General features: G+C 67.9%; 18 protein-coding genes and 1 riboswitch. Of the genes, 9 read left to right on the top strand and 9 right to left on the bottom strand.

Annotated features, from left to right (window positions below):
* The first annotated feature begins 1 nt into the window (after position 1).
* The 8 genes from BRO63_RS30685 to BRO63_RS30720 all read left to right on the top strand — a co-directional run bounded on the left by BRO63_RS30685 (position 2) and on the right by BRO63_RS30720 (position 7,567).
* Complete coding sequence (locus tag BRO63_RS30685) at positions 2–805, top strand: transglutaminase family protein (RefSeq protein ID WP_088143350.1); 804 nt, start codon at positions 2–4, stop codon at positions 803–805.
* Between the two features lie 55 nt (positions 806–860).
* On the top strand, positions 861–1,724 hold the full coding sequence (locus tag BRO63_RS30690) for a proteasome-type protease (RefSeq protein WP_088143351.1): 864 nt from the start codon (positions 861–863) through the stop codon (positions 1,722–1,724).
* A 218-nt stretch (positions 1,725–1,942) separates the two neighbouring features.
* Entirely contained in the window at positions 1,943–2,941 is a 999-nt protein-coding gene (locus tag BRO63_RS30695) for a tripartite tricarboxylate transporter substrate-binding protein (RefSeq protein WP_088143352.1), read from the top strand.
* A 57-nt stretch (positions 2,942–2,998) separates the two neighbouring features.
* Positions 2,999–3,766, top strand: a complete 768-nt coding sequence (locus BRO63_RS30700; protein WP_088143353.1) for an IclR family transcriptional regulator — start codon at positions 2,999–3,001, stop codon at positions 3,764–3,766.
* A gap of 303 nt (positions 3,767–4,069) precedes the next feature.
* Positions 4,070–4,522, top strand: coding sequence for a MaoC family dehydratase (locus BRO63_RS30705; RefSeq protein ID WP_088143354.1), 453 nt, complete (start codon positions 4,070–4,072; stop codon positions 4,520–4,522).
* A gap of 26 nt (positions 4,523–4,548) precedes the next feature.
* Complete coding sequence (locus tag BRO63_RS30710) at positions 4,549–5,403, top strand: HpcH/HpaI aldolase/citrate lyase family protein (RefSeq protein ID WP_088143355.1); 855 nt, start codon at positions 4,549–4,551, stop codon at positions 5,401–5,403.
* Between the two features lie 2 nt (positions 5,404–5,405).
* Positions 5,406–6,563 carry a CaiB/BaiF CoA transferase family protein gene (locus BRO63_RS30715; RefSeq protein ID WP_088143356.1) on the top strand — a complete coding sequence of 386 codons (1,158 nt, stop codon included), beginning with the start codon at positions 5,406–5,408 and terminating at the stop codon, positions 6,561–6,563.
* Positions 6,564–6,592: 29 nt separating this feature from the next.
* Positions 6,593–7,567: a Bug family tripartite tricarboxylate transporter substrate binding protein gene (locus BRO63_RS30720; RefSeq protein ID WP_088143357.1), complete on the top strand. Its 975-nt coding sequence runs from the start codon at positions 6,593–6,595 to the stop codon at positions 7,565–7,567.
* Positions 7,568–7,636: 69 nt separating this feature from the next.
* Here BRO63_RS30720 and metF read toward each other — a convergent pair whose 3' ends face one another.
* The 9 genes from metF to BRO63_RS30765 all read right to left on the bottom strand — a co-directional run bounded on the left by metF (position 7,637) and on the right by BRO63_RS30765 (position 16,115).
* Positions 7,637–8,485, bottom strand: a complete 849-nt coding sequence (gene metF / locus BRO63_RS30725; protein WP_059374132.1) for a methylenetetrahydrofolate reductase [NAD(P)H] — start codon at positions 8,483–8,485, stop codon at positions 7,637–7,639.
* On the bottom strand, positions 8,485–8,820 hold the full coding sequence (locus tag BRO63_RS30730) for a phage holin family protein (RefSeq protein WP_006389784.1): 336 nt from the start codon (positions 8,818–8,820) through the stop codon (positions 8,485–8,487). Before BRO63_RS30730 ends, metF begins: the two co-directional genes overlap by 1 nt.
* Before the next feature lie 120 nt (positions 8,821–8,940).
* Positions 8,941–10,359, bottom strand: coding sequence for an adenosylhomocysteinase (gene ahcY / locus BRO63_RS30735; RefSeq protein ID WP_088143358.1), 1,419 nt, complete (start codon positions 10,357–10,359; stop codon positions 8,941–8,943).
* A 100-nt stretch (positions 10,360–10,459) separates the two neighbouring features.
* Positions 10,460–10,594, bottom strand: a riboswitch (S-adenosyl-L-homocysteine riboswitch).
* A gap of 35 nt (positions 10,595–10,629) precedes the next feature.
* Positions 10,630–11,727, bottom strand: a complete 1,098-nt coding sequence (locus BRO63_RS30740; RefSeq protein WP_088143481.1) for a glycosyltransferase family 4 protein — start codon at positions 11,725–11,727, stop codon at positions 10,630–10,632.
* 78 nt (positions 11,728–11,805) lie between these two features.
* Complete coding sequence (locus BRO63_RS30745) at positions 11,806–12,042, bottom strand: DUF1289 domain-containing protein (protein WP_088143359.1); 237 nt, start codon at positions 12,040–12,042, stop codon at positions 11,806–11,808.
* A 109-nt stretch (positions 12,043–12,151) separates the two neighbouring features.
* A complete protein-coding gene (locus BRO63_RS30750) occupies positions 12,152–13,039 on the bottom strand; it encodes an alpha/beta fold hydrolase (protein WP_088143360.1) in 888 nt (295 codons plus the stop codon).
* Positions 13,036–13,683: a 3-isopropylmalate dehydratase small subunit gene (gene leuD / locus BRO63_RS30755; RefSeq protein ID WP_088143361.1), complete on the bottom strand. Its 648-nt coding sequence runs from the start codon at positions 13,681–13,683 to the stop codon at positions 13,036–13,038. Before leuD ends, BRO63_RS30750 begins: the two co-directional genes overlap by 4 nt.
* Positions 13,680–15,101 (bottom strand): 3-isopropylmalate dehydratase large subunit, encoded by a 1,422-nt coding sequence (gene leuC / locus BRO63_RS30760; protein WP_088143362.1) that lies wholly within the window; start codon positions 15,099–15,101, stop codon positions 13,680–13,682. Before leuC ends, leuD begins: the two co-directional genes overlap by 4 nt.
* Before the next feature lie 36 nt (positions 15,102–15,137).
* Positions 15,138–16,115, bottom strand: coding sequence for a tripartite tricarboxylate transporter substrate binding protein (locus tag BRO63_RS30765; RefSeq protein ID WP_088143363.1), 978 nt, complete (start codon positions 16,113–16,115; stop codon positions 15,138–15,140).
* A gap of 126 nt (positions 16,116–16,241) precedes the next feature.
* Between BRO63_RS30765 and BRO63_RS30770 the strand changes: the two genes are divergently transcribed.
* The gene (locus tag BRO63_RS30770; RefSeq protein ID WP_088143364.1) at positions 16,242–17,165 is read left to right on the top strand and encodes a LysR family transcriptional regulator; all 924 of its coding nucleotides are present in this window, start codon (positions 16,242–16,244) and stop codon (positions 17,163–17,165) included.
* Positions 17,166–17,199 lie beyond the last annotated feature (34 nt).

Consider the following 17,199-nt stretch of genomic DNA (forward strand, 5'->3'; position numbering starts at 1 on the left):
AATGAAACAGATCATCACCCACGTCACTCACTACCGCTACACCGCCCCGGTCACCTACAGCATCCAGACCTTGCGCCTGACCCCGCGCGACGACGAGCACCAGCGCGTGCTGCGCTGGCACATCGAAGCGCCCGGCGAACTGGACAAGCAGGTGGACGCCTACGGCAACATCACGCACACGCTGACGCTCAACCAGCCGCATACCGACATCGAGCTGCGCGTGGTCGGGCAGGTGCTGGTGGCGCCGCTGGAACGCGGCCTGCTGGGCAGCGAGGACAGTCGCCTGCCGGTGCACGCCTATTGCGTGCAGACGCCGCTGACCCAGGCCGACGACACCGTCATGGCCTTCGTGCGCGAGGCGCTGCCCGGCGGCCTGCGCACGCCGGACGACATCCTGGCCCTGGCCACCGCGGTCAGCGACCGCGTCGCCTACGAGCCCGGCACCACCGATGTCACCACTGCGGCCAACCAGGTGCTGGCCATGGGCCACGGCGTCTGCCAGGACCACGCCCACCTCTTCCTGGCCTGCGTGCGCGGCCTGGGCGTGCCCGCGCGCTACGTCAGCGGCTACCTGTACACCACCGCCGAACACGCCGCCAGCCACGCCTGGGCCGACGTCTGGCTGCCCGACGTGGGCTGGACCAGCGTGGACATCACCAACCGCCAGTTCGCCTCGGACTGCCACTGCCGGCTGGCGGTGGCGCGGGACTATGACTCGGCCTCGCCGGTGCGCGGCGTGCGCAGCGGCGGCGGCCAGGAATCCATGGAGGTCAGCGTGCAGGTCCAGACCAGCGCCCAGCAGTAACATCCCGCCGGCCGCGCCGCAATACAATGCGGCGTGGTTTTCCCTATTTCTGATCATGACCTACTGCGTCGCAGCCCGCCTTGATTCCGGCCTGGTGTTCCTGGCCGACTCCCGCACCAATGCCGGAGTCGACCAGATCAGCGTCTTCCGCAAAATGACCGTGTTCGAGCGCCCGGGCGACCGCGTCATGGTGCTGATGAGTTCGGGCAACCTGGCGGTCAGCCAGGCGGTGCTCAACGCGCTGGCGCGCCAGCACGACGAAGGCGGCGAGACCGTCTGGAACGCGCCCGACATGTTCGAGGCCACCCGCCGCGTCGGCGCGGCGGTGCGCAGCGTCTATCACCACGAAGCCCCGGCCCTGCGCGAGCAGGGCGTGGACTTCAACGTCAACCTGATCTTCGGCGGCCAGATCGGCACCGAGCGCTGCCGCCTGTTCCAGGTGTATTCGGCCGGCAACTTCATCGAAGCCGGCCAGGAATGCCCGTACTTCCAGATCGGCGAGGCCAAGTACGGCAAGCCCATCCTGGACCGCGTGCTGCGGCCCGACACCTCGCTGGATGAGGCCGCCAAGTGCGCCCTGATCTCCATGGATTCCACCCTGCGCTCCAATATCTCGGTGGGCTTGCCACTGGACCTGCTGGTCTACGACACGCACTCGCTGCGCGTCACGCACTTCGCCAGCATCGACGAGCACAACGAGTACTTCCGCATGATCCGCGGCACCTGGGGCGAACGCCTGCGCCAAGTCTTCGCCGAGATCCCGGACCCGCTGTGGACCAATCCGGACTCGCCGGAATCCCTGGTGCCGCTCAGCCGCGTGCACCAGCCGCTGCGCGCGGAGCCGGTGGATGCGCCCTTGTCGAACTATCCGGCGCCGCAGGTGTTGGCGGAGGATCCGGGGAAGGATCAGGCGAACTAGGGGCGGCTTTCATCTACAGCTCTCCAAGGCCCGTGCGCAATCTGTTGCCACGGGCCTTTACACATCAACTGCCGTACTTCCGCGTAAACCCTCCTTTCCAGCAACCGAAACCCGGCTTGCGGAACCGCGAATTCTCATCCGTGCGCTGCCGCGCCACACTGGTGTCCGGCCGTCATGCTTTGCCTTGGGGGCCCCGACAACACCACAAGGAGCGAGACATGCCCCCTATCTACGCGCGCGCGCTCAAGCGCGCAGCATGGCCCGTGCTGGCCCTGTCCTGCCTGGTCTCTGGCGCCGCCGGCGCGCAAGGCGCCTATCCCAACCATCCCATTTCGCTGGTCGTGCCGTTCGCGGCGGGCGGGCCGACCGACGTGGTGGCGCGCAGCCTGGGCGCGTCCATGTCCAAGACGCTGGGCCAGAGCATCATCATCGAAAACCGCACCGGCGCGGGCGGCACGCTGGCGTCGCAGCACGTGGCGCGCGCCGCGCCCGACGGCTACACCTTCCTGATCCACCACAACGGCATGGCGACCGCGCCGGCGCTGTACCGCAAGCTGTCATTCAACCCGCTGACGGACTTCGCCTATGTCGGCCAGGTGGCCGACGTGCCCATGACCTTGCTGGGCCGCAAGGACCTGCCCGCGGACGGCATGAAGGACTTCATCAAGTACGCCAAGGAAAACGGCAACAAGATCAACCTGGCCAACGCCGGCCTGGGCGCGGTGTCGCAGCTCTGCGGCATGCTGCTGCAGGAATCGCTGGGCGTGCAGTTCACCACCGTGCCCTATGCCGGCACGGCGCCGGCCATGACCGCGCTGCTGGGCGGCCAGGTGGACGTGCTGTGCGACCAGACCACCCAGACCATTCCGCAGATCAAGGCCGACCGCGTGAAGCTGTATGGCGTTACGACGCTGGACCGCATCAAGACCCTGCCCGATGCGCCAACCCTGCAGGAAAACGGCCTGAAGGGCTTCGAGGTCAAGGTGTGGCACGGCGTCTACGCGCCCAAGGGCACGCCGCCTGAGGCCATCGCCAAGTTCAACGAAGCGCTGCGCGCCGCCCTGAAGGATCCCGCCTTCACGCAGAAGATGGCGGAACTGGGCGCCGAGATCGTGCCGGAATCCAAGCAGACGCCGCAGGGCCTGCAGACCTGGCTGCAGGCCGAGGTCGACAAATGGGGCGGCATCATCCGCAAGGCGGGGGTGTACGCGGACTGACGGCACGGCGGGCGGCGGCGGTTGCCGCTGCCCGTTCATGAATATATATTCCCGTGCATGAGTACGAACGACGTAAAAAGCGCCAGGCGTGTCCTGGACATCCTGCAGTTCTTCGCCGCGACGCGGGCGCCGGCCACGCTGTCGCAACTTTCGGCCGGACTGGGCATCCCCAAGTCCAGCTGCCTGGCCTTGCTGGACACCCTGGAAGGCGATGGCTACGCCCACCAGACCGCGGGCCGTTATTACCTGACCCGCCGCTGGCTGAACGAAGCCCGCACGGTCGCCGAACATGATCAGTTGACCACGCGCATCCGGCCCACGCTGGAGGCGCTGCGCGACGAGCTGGGCGAGACCCTGATCCTGGCGCAACGCTCGGGCGACCAGGTGGTCTACCTGGACGTGGCCGAACCCGAGCGCATCGTGCGCTTCACGGCCAGGGTCGGCCAGTTAAAGCCGCTGCATGCGTCCGCCTCCGGGCGCGCGCTGCTGGGCGCCATGCCGCCCGCCGACCGGGAAGCGCTGGCCGCGCGCCTGACCCTGGACAGCTACACCAGCAAGACCGTCAAGACGCACAAGCAGCTCTTGCAGCTGATCGAAGCCGAAGCCGGCCGCGGCTGGCACGTCAATCTGGCGGAACACCAGGCCGACACGCTGTCGGTCGCCGCGCCGCTGGTCCTGCACGGCGCCGTGCTGGCGCTGGTCGTGGGCGCCCCGCTGGACCGTTCCGCCGCCCGTGCCGACCTCATCGGCCAGACCCTGCTCGCGGCCAGCCGCGAACTCGCGCAGCGCATCGATAGCCCGACGCCCGCCGTGCCGGCGTACTGAACCCGTACACGTGGGGCCGCGCGGCCCCACGCCATCACCCGGCAGCCCGCCCCGCCACCGCGCTTCTCCTGCCTTCGCTCCCCTTTTTTTCCGCCACGCCGCATCTCCGGCACTGGCGGCGCGCGGCCGCGCTTACGCCGCCGGCCTGGATTCCTGCGGGTTTACGACTAGCAAAAGCCATTGCCCGATATCGTTCATATCTATAAACTTTTGTTCAAGAGTAAGAACGCAGACCGGATTTCCCGGCAGCGACCGCTAAGAATCCGGGTGATCGCCCGGCGCTCTCTTCTTGAAGGAAGGAACATGGCTGGCCTTTTTTACGAACAGTTTTCGCCCGGGCAGGCGTTCGAACATGCCTGGACTCGCACCCTGACCGAAATGGACAACGTGCTGTTCAGCTCCCTGACGATGAACGTGCAGCCGCTGCACCTGGACGCGCATTTCGCGGCGCAGACCGAGTTCGGCAAACCCCTGGTCAACAGCCTGTTCACGCTGGGCCTGTTGATCGGCATGACGGTCAATGACACCACCCTGGGCACCACCGTGGCCAATTTGGGCATGACCGACGTCAACTTCCCCAAGCCGGTTTTCGCGGGCGACACCCTGCACGTGCGCACCCGCGTGCTGTCGGTGCGCGAGAGCAAATCACGGCCCAACGCCGGCATCGTCGAGTTCGAGCACACCGCGCTGAACCACCGCGATGAAGTGGTCGCCACGTGCAAGCGTTCGGCCCTGATGCGCAAGCGCCCGGCCTGAGCCCGCCGCCGTCCAGGAGGACCACGATGACCCGCTCCCTGCTGTTCGTGCCCGGCGATTCCGGGCGCAAGTTCGATCACGCGGCCGCCAGCGCCGCCGATGCCCTGATCCTGGATCTGGAAGACTCCGTCGCCCCGGACCAGAAGCCTGCTGCACGCAAGGAAGTCCGCGCCATGCTGGAACGCGGCGCGGCAGGCAAACAACTATGGGTGCGCATCAACGCGCTGGAGGGCGGCGACGCCCTGGCCGATCTGGCCGCCGTGATGCCCGCCGCCCCCTACGGCATCGTGCTGCCCAAATGCGCCAGCCGCGATGGTCTCCTGCACCTGTCGCACTATCTGGACGCCTTCGAGGCCACGGCCGGCACGGCCCCGGGCGTCACACGCATCCTCGCCATCGTCACCGAGACCGCGCAGTCGCTATTCGGCCTGCACGACTACCGCGACGCCACGCCGCGCCTGTGGGGGTTGTCCTGGGGCGGGGAAGATCTAGCCGCCGACGTCGGCGCGCTGCGCAACCGCGAGGCGGGCCGCTACACGGAGCCCTTCCGCCTAGCGCGCTCGCTGTGCCTGATGTCGGCCGCCGCGGCCGGCGTGCGCGCCATCGACACGGTCTGCGTCGACCTGGACGCGCCCGAAATCCTGGCGGCCGAGGCCGGTGAAGCCTTCCGCGACGGCTTCGTCGGCAAGATGGCGATCCATCCGCGCCACGTAGCCGCCGTCAACGCGGCGCTGAGTCCGGACGACGGCCAATTGCAATGGGCCCGCGCGGTCATCGCGGCATTCGCCGCCAACCCGGGCGCGGGCACCTTGCGGCTGGACGGCAAGATGATCGACCGCCCGCACCTGCGGTTGGCGCGCCGCCTGCTGGGGGAGGACTGACCATGCCCGGACCATTGCACGGCATACGCGTCATCGACATGACCAGCGTCGGCATGGGGCCCATGGCCACCCAGATGCTGGGCGACATGGGCGCCGACGTGATCAAGGTGGAGTCCGCCGAGGGCGACGTGTTCCGCCACGTCACGCCGCAGCGCCACGCCGCCATGAGCCACACCCATCTGAACCTGAACCGCAACAAGCGCAGCGCGGTGATCGACGCCAAGACCGCCGAGGGCCGCGCGCAGCTGGAAGCGCTGATCGGCGGCGCCGACGTCTTCATCTCCAACATGCGCGCGCCGGCCATGCGCCGCCTGGGACTGGACTACGCCACGCTGCAGGCGCGTTTTCCGGAGCTGGTCTATTGCGCCTGCTACGGCTATTCGGAGCAAGGCCCCTACGCGGGACGCGCCGCCATCGACGACACCATCCAGGCCGCGTCCGGCATGGCCTGGCTGCAGGGCGGCGCGGGCGCCGAGGCGCCGCGCTACGTCAATTCCGTGGTCGCCGACAAGGTGGTGGCGCTGTACGTGGCGAACGCCGTGACCAGCGCCCTGCTGGCGCGCGAACGCGGCGCGGGCGGCCAGGCCGTGGAAGTGCCGATGTTCGAATGCATGGTGGCCTTCCTGGCGCCGGAGCATCTGGCCGGGCTGACCTTCGTGCCGCCCGAAGGGCCGGCGGGCTACACGCGCCTGCTCAACGAGTACCGCCGCCCCTTCCGCACGCGCGACGGGTTCATGAGCGTGGTGCCCTACACCACCCCGCAATGGCAGCGCTTCTTCGCGCTGTCCGGCAATCCCGAGATGGCGCAGGACCCGCGTTACCTGACGCTCAACAGCCGCAGCCAGCATTTCCCCGAGCTGTACCGCTACGTCGAAAGCGTATTGGGTGAGCGCACCACGGCGCAATGGACCGAGCTGCTGGCGACCGCCGACATTCCCTACGCGCCGGTCAACGGTTTCGAGGAATTGCTGGCCGACCCGCATCTGCGCGCCACCGGCTTCTGGCATGAATCCGAGCACCCCACCGAAGGGCGCCTGATCCAAGCGGGTCTGCCCGTCAGGTTCAGCCGCACGCCGGCCGAGATCCGGCGGCACCCGCCCGGACTGGGCGAACACACGGCCGAGATCCTGGCTGAAGCCCAGGCCGGCCAGGCGTCCTGAGTCCAGGCCCCAAGCACGAGGAGACAAACATGAAAAACACCATACGAACCACCCTGATCGCCGCCGCGCTGTGCCTGCCCTCGCTGTCGGGCGCGGCCTCCAGCTACCCGCAGGCCGACAAGCCCATCCATTTCGTGGTCGGCTTTCCCGCCGGCAGCACCATCGACAACGTTTCGCGCGTGGTGGTCGACGATATCCGCGCCCGCAGCGGCGCGCAGATCATCGTCGAGAACAAGCCCGGCGCGCTGGGCGTGCTGGGCGTGGACACGGTGGCGCGGGCCGCGCCCGACGGCTACACCATGATGCCGAGTTCCAGCGCCACCAGTTCGTCCGGCCCCTACCTGTCCAAGGCCTTCCAGCGCTATGACGCCATGAAGGACTTCACCCAGGTCGGCCGCGTGGTGCGCTTTGACGTGGTCATCGTCACGCGCGCCGCCGGCCAGCATGGCGACGCGCGCCAACTGGTCGCGACAGCCAAGGAAAAGCCAAATTCGGTGACCAGCGGCTATGGCTCGGGCACGGGCCAGGTGGTGGCGGCGGCGTTCAGCCGCGCAGCCGGCGCCGAGGTACTGGCAGTGCCCTACAAGGGCCAACCGGCGGCCATCACCGACCTGCTGGGCGGACGCATCGATTTCGTGGCGGCCGACCTGGGGGCCGTGCTGCCGCAGATCCGCGCCAAGAACCTGAACGCCGTGGCCCTGGTTTCCAATAAGCGTTCGACCATCCTGCCATCCGTGCCCACCGCCCAGGAACTGGGCATGGGTAGCCTGGACCTGACCGGCTGGATCGGCGTGGCCGGCCCCGCCGGCCTGGCGCCCGAGGCCGCGAAGTGGTGGTCCGAGCAACTGACGGCCACGATGCGCGAGCCCGCGGTCCAGGAAAAACTGCGCGCCATGGGCATGGAGCCCGACCTGGCCACGGGTGATCCCCTGCAACAGTTCGTGCGGTCCCAATACGACGCCTGGGGTCAGCAGATCCGGCAAGCAGGCATCCAGCCGGAGTAAGCAGCAGGCAGGCCAAAAGAAAAGCCCACCCTTGCGGGTGGGCTTGGCCTTCACGGCGGGTGCAGCGTGTTACGCCTGCACCGCTAGTTCCTTCCACACCGCCAGCGGCGCTTCCGCGTGGTTCAAGGTGTAGAAATGCAAGCCCGGCGCGCCGTTGTCCAGCAGCGTCTGGCACAGCTCGGTGACCACGTCCACGCCGAAGGCGCGGATGGAGGCCTTGTCGTCGCCGAACTCGGCCAGGCGCAGGCGAATCCAGCGCGGCACTTCCGCACCGCACATTTCCGAGAAGCGCAGCAGCTGCGTGTGGTTCGTGATGGGCATGATGCCCGGCACGATAGGCACGTTCACGCCCTTGGCCTGGGCCCGGTCGACGAAGTCGAAGTAGGCGTCGGCGTTGAAGAAGTATTGCGTGATGGCTGCGTCGGCGCCGGCTTTGACCTTGTTCACGAAATGGTCCAGGTCGGCCGAGGGATTGGCCGCCTGGGGGTGCATTTCGGGATAGGCCGCGACTTCGATGTGGAACCAGTCGCCCGTTTCCTCGCGGATGAACGACACCAGCTCGTTGGCGTAGCGCAGTTCGCCCGCATCGCCGCCCATGCCCGAGGGCAGGTCGCCGCGCAGGGCCACCACGCGCCGCACGCCGTCGTTCTTGTAGGCCTGGAGGATGTCCCGCAGATCCTGGCGCGTGGCGCCGACGCACGAGAGGTGCGGCGCCGCCTCGCAGCCCAGGTTGCGCAGCGTGCGCACGGCGTCCGCCGTGCCGGCGCGGGTGGAACCGCCCGCGCCGAAGGTCACGCTGACGTACTTGGGCTGGATGGCCAGCATCTGCTTGGCCGCGCGCACCATCCGTTCCTGGCCGGCCAGGTCGCGCGGCGGGAAGAATTCCAGACTGAAGGCGGGAGTAGTCGAGTCAGACATTAGGGGATCAGCTTGGTAAGCAGGCCAGAGATGATGCTGTACAGGATCGCACCGCCCACGGCCCACCAGAACCCGTTGACCTGGAAGCCCTTCAGCACGGAGCCGACGAACCAGAACAACAAGGCGTTGATGACGATGAGGAAGAGACCGAGAGTGACGATCGTGATGGGCAGCGTCAGCAGCACCAGCACCGGCTTGACCAGCATGTTGACCAGGCCCAGCACCAGCGCGGCGATGAGCGCCGATCCGAAGCTGGCCACGGTGATGCCGGGCAGCAGGTAGGCAACGGCCAGCAAGGCCACCGCGTTCAGGATCCAGACGAGTATCAATGCCATGTTCGACCTCCTGTTGTGAGCCCGCGGGCCCCGTCGCCGCAATGCGATCGCGGCAGGGGTCCTGCAGACCGGAAAGCCCGCGCCGACATGGCGCGGCACTTCCCTATTTTGCTACAACCATCAATAGCGGTAGTGCTCGGGCTTGTAGGGGCCTTGCACCGGCACGTTGATGTAGTCGGCCTGGTCCTGGCGCAGGGTCGTGAGCTTCACGCCCAGCTTCTTCAGGTGCAGGCGGGCGACCTTTTCGTCCAGGTGCTTGGGCAGCACGTAGACCTGGCCCGAGGTGTAGGCTTCGTTGCGCGTGTACAGCTCGATCTGGGCGATGGTCTGGTTGGCGAACGAGGACGACATCACGAACGAGGGGTGGCCGGTGGCGCAACCCAGGTTCACCAGGCGGCCCTGGGCCAGCAGGATGATGCGCTTGCCGTCCGGGAAGATGACGTGGTCGACTTGCGGCTTGATCTCTTCCCACTTGCAGTCGGCCAGGCTGGCAACGTCGATTTCGTTGTCGAAGTGGCCGATGTTGCACACGATGGCCTGGTCCTTCATGGCGTTCATGTGCTCACGCGTGATGACGTGGTAGTTGCCGGTGGCGGTGACGAAGATGTCGCCGTGGGCGGCGGCTTCTTCCATGGTCACGACCTTGAAGCCTTCCATGGCGGCCTGCAGCGCGCAGATCGGATCGACTTCGGTGACCCAGACCTGGGCGCGCAGCGCGACCAGCGCCTGGGCGCAGCCCTTGCCCACGTCGCCGTAGCCGGCCACGACCGCAACCTTGCCGGCGACCATCACGTCGGTGGCGCGCTTGATGCCGTCGACCAGCGATTCGCGGCAGCCGTACAGGTTGTCGAACTTGGACTTGGTGACCGAGTCGTTGACGTTGATGGCGGCGAAGGCCAGCTCACCCTTTTGCGACATCTGGTACAGGCGATGCACGCCGGTGGTGGTTTCTTCCGTCACGCCCTTGATCAGGGCCAGGCGGGTCGAATACCACTTGGGATCGCGCTTGAGGGTTTCCTTGATGGCGGCGAACAGGATGCGCTCTTCGTCGCTGCCCGGGTTGGCCAGCACCGAGATGTCCTTCTCGGCCTTGGTGCCCAGGTGCAGCATCAAGGTGGCGTCGCCGCCGTCGTCGAGGATCATGTTGGCGTTTTCGCCATTGGGCCATTCAAAGATCTTGTGGGTGTACTGCCAGTACTCTTCCAGCGTTTCGCCCTTGACGGCGAAGACCGGCGTGCCCGACGCGGCGATGGCGGCGGCGGCGTGGTCCTGCGTGGAGAAGATATTGCACGAGGCCCAGCGCACTTCGGCGCCCAGGGCCACCAGCGTTTCGATCAGCACGCCGGTCTGGATGGTCATGTGCAGGCTGCCGGCGATGCGCGCGCCCTTGAGCGGCTGCTTGGCGGCGAATTCCTCGCGGATGGCCATCAGGCCGGGCATTTCGGTTTCGGCGATGGCGAGTTCGCGACGGCCCCAGCCGGCCAGCGACATGTCGGCAACGAGGTAATCGGAGAAGGATTTATCGGTCACAGCGTTCATGGTGTGTAGGCTCCACGTGAAATACGAACGGCGCACGATATGGCCGGACAACGCGAAGACACCACGAAGGTCGAGTGCTCGCCTTTCCCGCCATATGCGACAAAGGTGAGCGCCGTTGCTGTAGCGCCGCGCAAGGCGCGCCGCTTGAACAAGGATTCCTGAGCCTGGCGAGCCTGGTTCCACCGCCGTATTGGCTGGAGGGAACCGCAGGGTCGTCGCAACGCTCCTCAGGATTGCCGGGGATTGTACCCGGGAACCGTCCCGCCAGGATCAAACCCCTGGCTCCCTGGCGGGCATTTCACCGCCGGGCCGCCGGGCTGGCGCCGTCTCTTCGGACATGCCGGACATCTCCGCGCCGCGCGCGCTCCCGTCCAGCGGCACCAGTGCAGCCAGCAGGGTCGAAGCGACCGAGTCCCAGCTGCGCGTCAGCGCGTGTTCGCGCACCGCATGACGGTCCAATGCCTGGGCCGCGCGGCAGGCGTGGCCCAGGTCTTCATCCAGGAAACCGGTGACGCCCTGGGCCACCACCGCCAGCGGCGCCTCGCTGCGGAAGGCGGCCACCGGCGTGCCGCAGGCCATGGCCTCCAGCATGACCAGGCCGAAGGTGTCCGTCAGGCTGGGAAACACGAAGACGTCGGCCGATCCGTAGAGCGCAGGCAGCGCTTCGTCTTGCCGCATGCCCATGAAAATGGCGCCGGGAAAGCGCTTCTTCAGCCGCGCCTCATCCGGCCCCGCGCCCACCACCACCTTGCTGCCCGGCAGGTCCAGCGACAGGAAGGCGTCCAGGTTCTTCTCGCGCGCCACGCGGCCGACGCTCAGGAATACGGGACGGGGCAGATCGGGGAACGCCTGGCCGGCGCCCGGCCGGAACTTGCGCGGGTCCACGCCGCGCGACCAGATCTGCAAGTTCGCCAGGCCGCGCCGCGCCAGCACGTCGCGCACCGTGGGCGTGGGCACCAGCACCCGCTGCGAGGGCCGGTGGAACCAGCGCAGATAGCGCCACGGCAAGGCCGCCGGGATGCCCATGCGCGCCTGCAGATAGTCCGGGAACATGGTGTGGAACGAGGTCGTGAAGCGCCAGCCCCGCGCCAGCGCCATGCGGCGCGCGGCCAGGCCCAGCGGGCCTTCGGTCGCGATATGCAGGGCGTCGGGCACGGTGTCGCCCAGGATGCGGCGCAATTGCCGGCCGGGCTGCAGACACAGCCGCAGGTCGGGTTCGGAAGGCGCCGGAACGGTGCGGCTGCCCTGCGGGTTCACCACGATCAGCTCGTGGCCCCATTCTCCAAGGATCTGCTGCATGGTCGTCCAGGTGCGGACGACGCCGTTGACTTGCGGATGCCAGGCATCCGTGACCAGGACGATGCGCATGATGGAGCCGGAAGTGGGCAATAGCGCGATTTAGCCCGCGCCATGTGACATGCCCAAGACGGCCTGCGCGGCCGCCGGCTAGTTGTTGCGGCGGGGATACCCTTGCGCGGTGATGCGCACCCAGACTTCGCGCTTTTCCTCTTCCGTCATGAAGACCCAGTTGGCGACTTCCATGGCGGTGCGGCCGCAGCCGCGGCAGATGTCGTCAAACAGCGTGGAGCAGACGGCCACGCAGGGCGAATCCGTGGCCTTGAAGGCGCGTTGCGCGTCTTCGGGCTCTGGCAATTTGGAGAGGTCGACGTGGTGCTGATTCATCGGGCGTAGGTTAACACCGGCAGTGCGTCCCCTTTTGGAAGGCCCTATGCCCCGCCCGGACTTGAATACCCGTCCGCGCGCGGGGTGCTACATGCATGCCAAGCCGCCGCTAGCGCCAGCCGAAAAACTCCCCGGCCTGGACCAGCAGCGCATCCGGACACTCTTCCGCCAGATAGTGCGCGCCCGGCAACGGACCGCCGGACACCTCGTCCGCGATCGCGCGCCACAGCGCCAGCACGTCGAAGTTCCGGCCCACGGCGCCGCGCTCGCCCCACAGCGCACGCAGCGGCATGCGCAGGCGTTCGCCGGCCTCCCGGCCGGCGCGGTCATGCTCCAGGTCCAGCGTGGCGGAAGCGCGGTAGTCCTCGCAGATGCCCGTGGCCCAGCCGGGCAGTTGCGCGGCGCGTTCGTACTCGGCCATGGCCTCGGCGGAAAAGTGCGCCAACCCGCCGGGCCGCCCGCCCATCACGGAACGCAGATAGAACACCGGGTCGCGCTCGATCATGGTTTCGGGCAGCGGCGCCGGCTGGATCAGCCAGAACCAGTGGAAATAGGCCTGGGCGAAGGCGCGCGTGGTGCCTTCGTACATGTCCAGCGTGGGCGCGATGTCCAGCAGCATCATGCGGCTGACGGCGGCGGGATGGTCCAGCGCCAGGCGGTGCGCCACGCGCGCGCCGCGGTCGTGCGCCAGCACCTCGAAGCGCTCGTGGCCCAGGGCGCGCATCAACCCGACCATGTCGGCCGCCATCTCGCGCTTGGAATGGGCTGAGTGGTCCGGCGACGCGGCGGGCTTGTCGCTGTCCCCATAGCCGCGCAGATCCGCCGCCACACAAGTGCGGTGGCGCGTCAGTTCCGGCCAGACGCGGTGCCAGATGGCGTGGGTCTGGGGATGTCCGTGCAACAACAGCAGCGGCGGGCCCGCGCCATCCACGCGCGCGGCGATCTCGATGCCGTTGGCCGCGATGCGGCGCACGGGCAGGTCGAAGAATGCGGTCATACGGCCTCTCGGTCCAGGCGGTCGCGCACGCGGCGCGCCAGGTCTTTCATCCAGGGATGCCGCGCCCAATGGCGGGCTTCGAAACGTTCCACCTCGTCCAGCTGCTGCAGTGATGCGCCCACCATGTCCTGCCCTTGCACGTACATGCGGCGGTGCCGCTCGGGCAGCGTGAACGCCGCGGTCCAGCCATCCGCGGCTGTGACGCGCCCAGCCGCCACGTCGATGCTGACGCGGTGGGTGGCCGTATTGGACACCCTGGCGAGCAAGGCGTCGATCTGGGCCGGCGCCAGGCTGATCAACAGCAGGCCGTTGTTCACGGCATTGAAATAGAAGATCTCGCCGAAGCTGGGCGCGATCACAGCGCGTATGCCGAACTGCTGCAAGCCCCACACCGCATGCTCGCGGCTGGAACCGCAGCCGAAGTTCGGCCCCGCCACCACGATGGACGCGCCGGCATAGGCGGGTTGGTTCAGCACGAAATCGGGCCTGGGCGCGCCGTCCGCGTCAAAGCGCAGGTCATGCAGCAGCCCCCGGTCCAGCCCTGTCTTGTCGATGATGCGCAGGAACTGCTTGGGCATGATCTGGTCGGTATCCAGATTGGAGAAAGGCAGCGGCGCGGCGACGCCCTCGATGGTTGCGGTCATGCTTGTTGCTCCCAGACGCGGACGTCGACGATGCGGCCGGCCAGCGCGGCAGCCGCAGCCATGGCCGGAGACATCAGGTGCGTGCGGCCCGCGCGCCCCTGGCGTCCTTCGAAATTGCGGTTGGTGGTGGAGGCGCAGCGCTCGCCCGGACTGAGCACATCGTCATTCATGGCCAGGCACATGGAACAGCCGGGCTGGCGCCACTCGAAACCGGCCTCGATCAGTTGCGCCGCGATGCCCTCGGCCTCGGCCTGCGCGCGCACCGCGCCCGATCCGGGCACCACCATGGCCCGCACGCCGGCGGCCACCTTGCGGCCGCGCACGATGGCCGCCGCTGCGCGCAGGTCCTCGATGCGCCCGTTGGTGCAGGAGCCGATGAACACGCGGTCTATCGGCACGCCGGCTATCGGGATGCCCGGCGCCAGGCCGATGTAATCCATGGCTTTCTCCAGCGCCAGGCGGGCCAGCGCGTCCGGCTCGGCCCGCGGGTCCGGCACCACGCCGTCCACCGGCATGGCCTGGTCCGGGCTGGTGCCCCAGGTGACGAAGGGCGCGATCGCGGCGGCATCCAGCACGTGTTCGGCGTCGAATACGGCGCCCTCGTCCGAGCGCAGCGTGGCCCAATAGGCGCGGGCCTGGGCCAGCGTCTCGCCTTGCAATTCCGGCGCATGCGCGGCGACGTAGGCCTCGGTGGTGGCGTCCGGCGCGATCAGCGCGGCACGGGCGCCGGCTTCCACCGTCATGTTGCACAAGGTCATGCGGGCCTCGGCGGACATCGCGGCGATGGCCTCGCCACAGAACTCCACGGCATGCCCGCGCGCGCCCTGCGCGCCGATGCGGTGCACGATGCAGATCACCAGGTCCTTGGCCGTGACGCCAGCCGGCAGCGCGCCATCGACGCGGATGCGCATGTTGCGCGCCACCCGGTACGCCAGCGTCTGCGTGGCCAATATGTGTTCGACCTCGGACGTGCCGATGCCAAAGCCCAGCGCCCCCAAGGCGCCATAGGTGGTGGTGTGGCTGTCGCCGCACAGCACCACCATGCCCGGCAGCACCATGCCATGCTCGGGCGCGATCACGTGTTCGATGCCTTGCAGCGGATCGGTGGTGTCGAACAGCGCGATGCCCTGCTCGTCGCAATTGCGCTTGAGGTTGAGCGCCTGGCGCGACGAGGCATCATCAGGGATCACGCGCAGCGCCGCCGGCACCGGATGCGTGGGGATGATGTGGTCCACCACCGCCATCTGCTGCCCGGGACGCAGCACCCCGCGCCCGCGCGCGGCCAGGCCGCTGAAAGCCTGCGGGCTGGTGTATTCGTTCATGATGTGCAGATCGACGTAAAGCAGGATGTGCTCGTCGTCGATCCGGGCCACCTCATGGCTGGCCACCAGTTTGTCGTACAGCGTCATGCCGGGCATGTCTTGCGTCCTTCGTAGTTGGGTCTTGCGGCCCGGTCAGTTGGCCTGGATGCCGGCGTCCTTGACGATGCCGGCCCAGCGCGTCATCTCGGCGGCCACCATGGCGTCGGTCTTGGCGGGCGAGGAAATCAGCGGATCGAAGCCTTCGCGGCCCATGCGCTGCGCCAGCTCCGGCGAGCGCAGGGCCTGTTCAAGCTTGGCGTTCAGCGTGTCGATCACGGCTTGCGGCGTGCCGGCGGGCGCGCTGATGACGAACCAGGTGTTGAACTCGTAGCCCGGCAGGCCGGACTCGGCGATGGTGGGCACGTCAGGCAATAGCGGCGAACGCGTGATGCCGGTCACGCCCAGCGCCTTGAGCTTCTTGCCGTCGACCTGCGGCTTGGCCGCGGACAGCACCGGAAAGCTCATCTGCACCTGGCCGCTGATGGTGTCCACCATGGCCGGGCCGCCGCCCTTGTAGGGCACGTGCAGGATCTGGGTCTTGGACACCGACTTGAACAGTTCCGCGGCCATGTGGAAGGTGCTGCCCGTGCCCGCCGAGCCGAAGCTCAGGTCATTGGCGGGGCGCTCGCGCACATAGGCCAGCAGCTCGCTCACATTGGCCACCGGTAGCTGGTTGGTCACCGTCAGCACGTGCTGCGACGTCCCTATCGTGCCAACGGAACGCAGGTCCTTGGCCGTGTCGAACGGCATGTTCTGGAACAGCGCCGGGTTGATCGCCAGCGACATGGTGTTGACGGCCAGCGTGTAGCCGTTGGGCTCGGCGCGCGCCACGGCGGCCATGCCGATGTTGCCGGAGGCGCCTGCGCGGTTCTCCACCACCACGCTCTGCCCCAGCGCACGGCCCCAGGCATCCGAAATCAGGCGCGCGGCGATGTCCACGCTGCCGCCGGGCGCGAACGGCACGATGAGCGTCACGGCGCGCTGGGGAAAGGCGTCGGCGGCGGCCGGTTGGGTCCAACAGGATGCGGCAATGGCCGCGCATAGAACGCCGGCAACTTTGTTGATCTTCATTCCTGGTCTCCTCGGTTGGCCGCGCCAGGCGGCTCTTTAGTGGTGAGGCCAGTGTATAAGCCGGTCCGGTTCTTATAATTACTTATCCAGATAAAGCTTTATTAAATTCAGTTTATAAATAAGCGCATGGACGCCCTCTCCGATCTCGCCTTCTTCTCGCTGGTGGTGAAGCACGGCAATCTGTCCGCCACCGCCCGCGAACTAGGCCTGACGCCGCCCGCGGTCAGCACGCGCCTGGCCAAGCTGGAGCAGCGCCTGGGCGTGCGGCTGCTGAACCGCACCACCCGCCGGGTCAGCGTCACGCAGGAAGGCGAGTTGTATCTGGCCGAGGGCGCACGCATCCTGACGGATCTGGAGGCGCTGGAACGCTCCGTATCGAGCGCCCGCGCCCGTCCCCAGGGGCTGCTGCGGCTGAACGCCACATTCGGCTTCGGCCGCGCCCACATCGTGCCCGCCGTGTCGGACTTCGCCCGCCAGTACCCGGAAGTGGAAGTGCAGATGCGGCTGACCGACAGGCCGCTGAACCTGATCGAAGAAGGCTTCGACGTGGCGGTGCGCTTTGGCGACCTGCCCGATGCGCGCCTGACCGCGCGCAAGATCGCGTCCAACCGGCGGCTGCTGTGCGCGTCGCCGCGCTACCTGGAAATCCATGGCGAGCCGCGCGCGCCGGGCGACCTGCAACGTCACCGTTGCATCGTGGTGCGCGAGAACGACGTGGCCTACGGCACCTGGCGGCTGGAATCGGGCCAGCGTGCGGAGACCGTGAAGGTGCGCGGCCCGCTCAGTTCCAACGATGGGCAAAGCGCCCTGGAATGGGCGCTGGACGGCCACGGCATCGTCATGCGTTCGGAATGGGAAACGGCCGAGCACCTGCGCGCCGGCCGCCTGCGGGCAGTGCTGGCCGACTGGCGCACGCCGCCCGCCGACATCCACGCGCTCTACCCCGAACGCCTGAACCTGCCGGCCAAGACGATCGCCTTCGTGGAGTTCCTGTCGCAGCGCTTTGCCCGGCATCTGCGGGCGCCGGGCTCGGACGGCGCGGTCTGGTGAACGGGCGCTTGCGTCCCGTCCCGCCGCGGAGGGA

The sequence above is a fragment of the Achromobacter xylosoxidans genome (genome assembly GCF_002192695.1).
GTDB classification, from domain to species: domain Bacteria; phylum Pseudomonadota; class Gammaproteobacteria; order Burkholderiales; family Burkholderiaceae_B; genus Achromobacter; species Achromobacter xylosoxidans_C.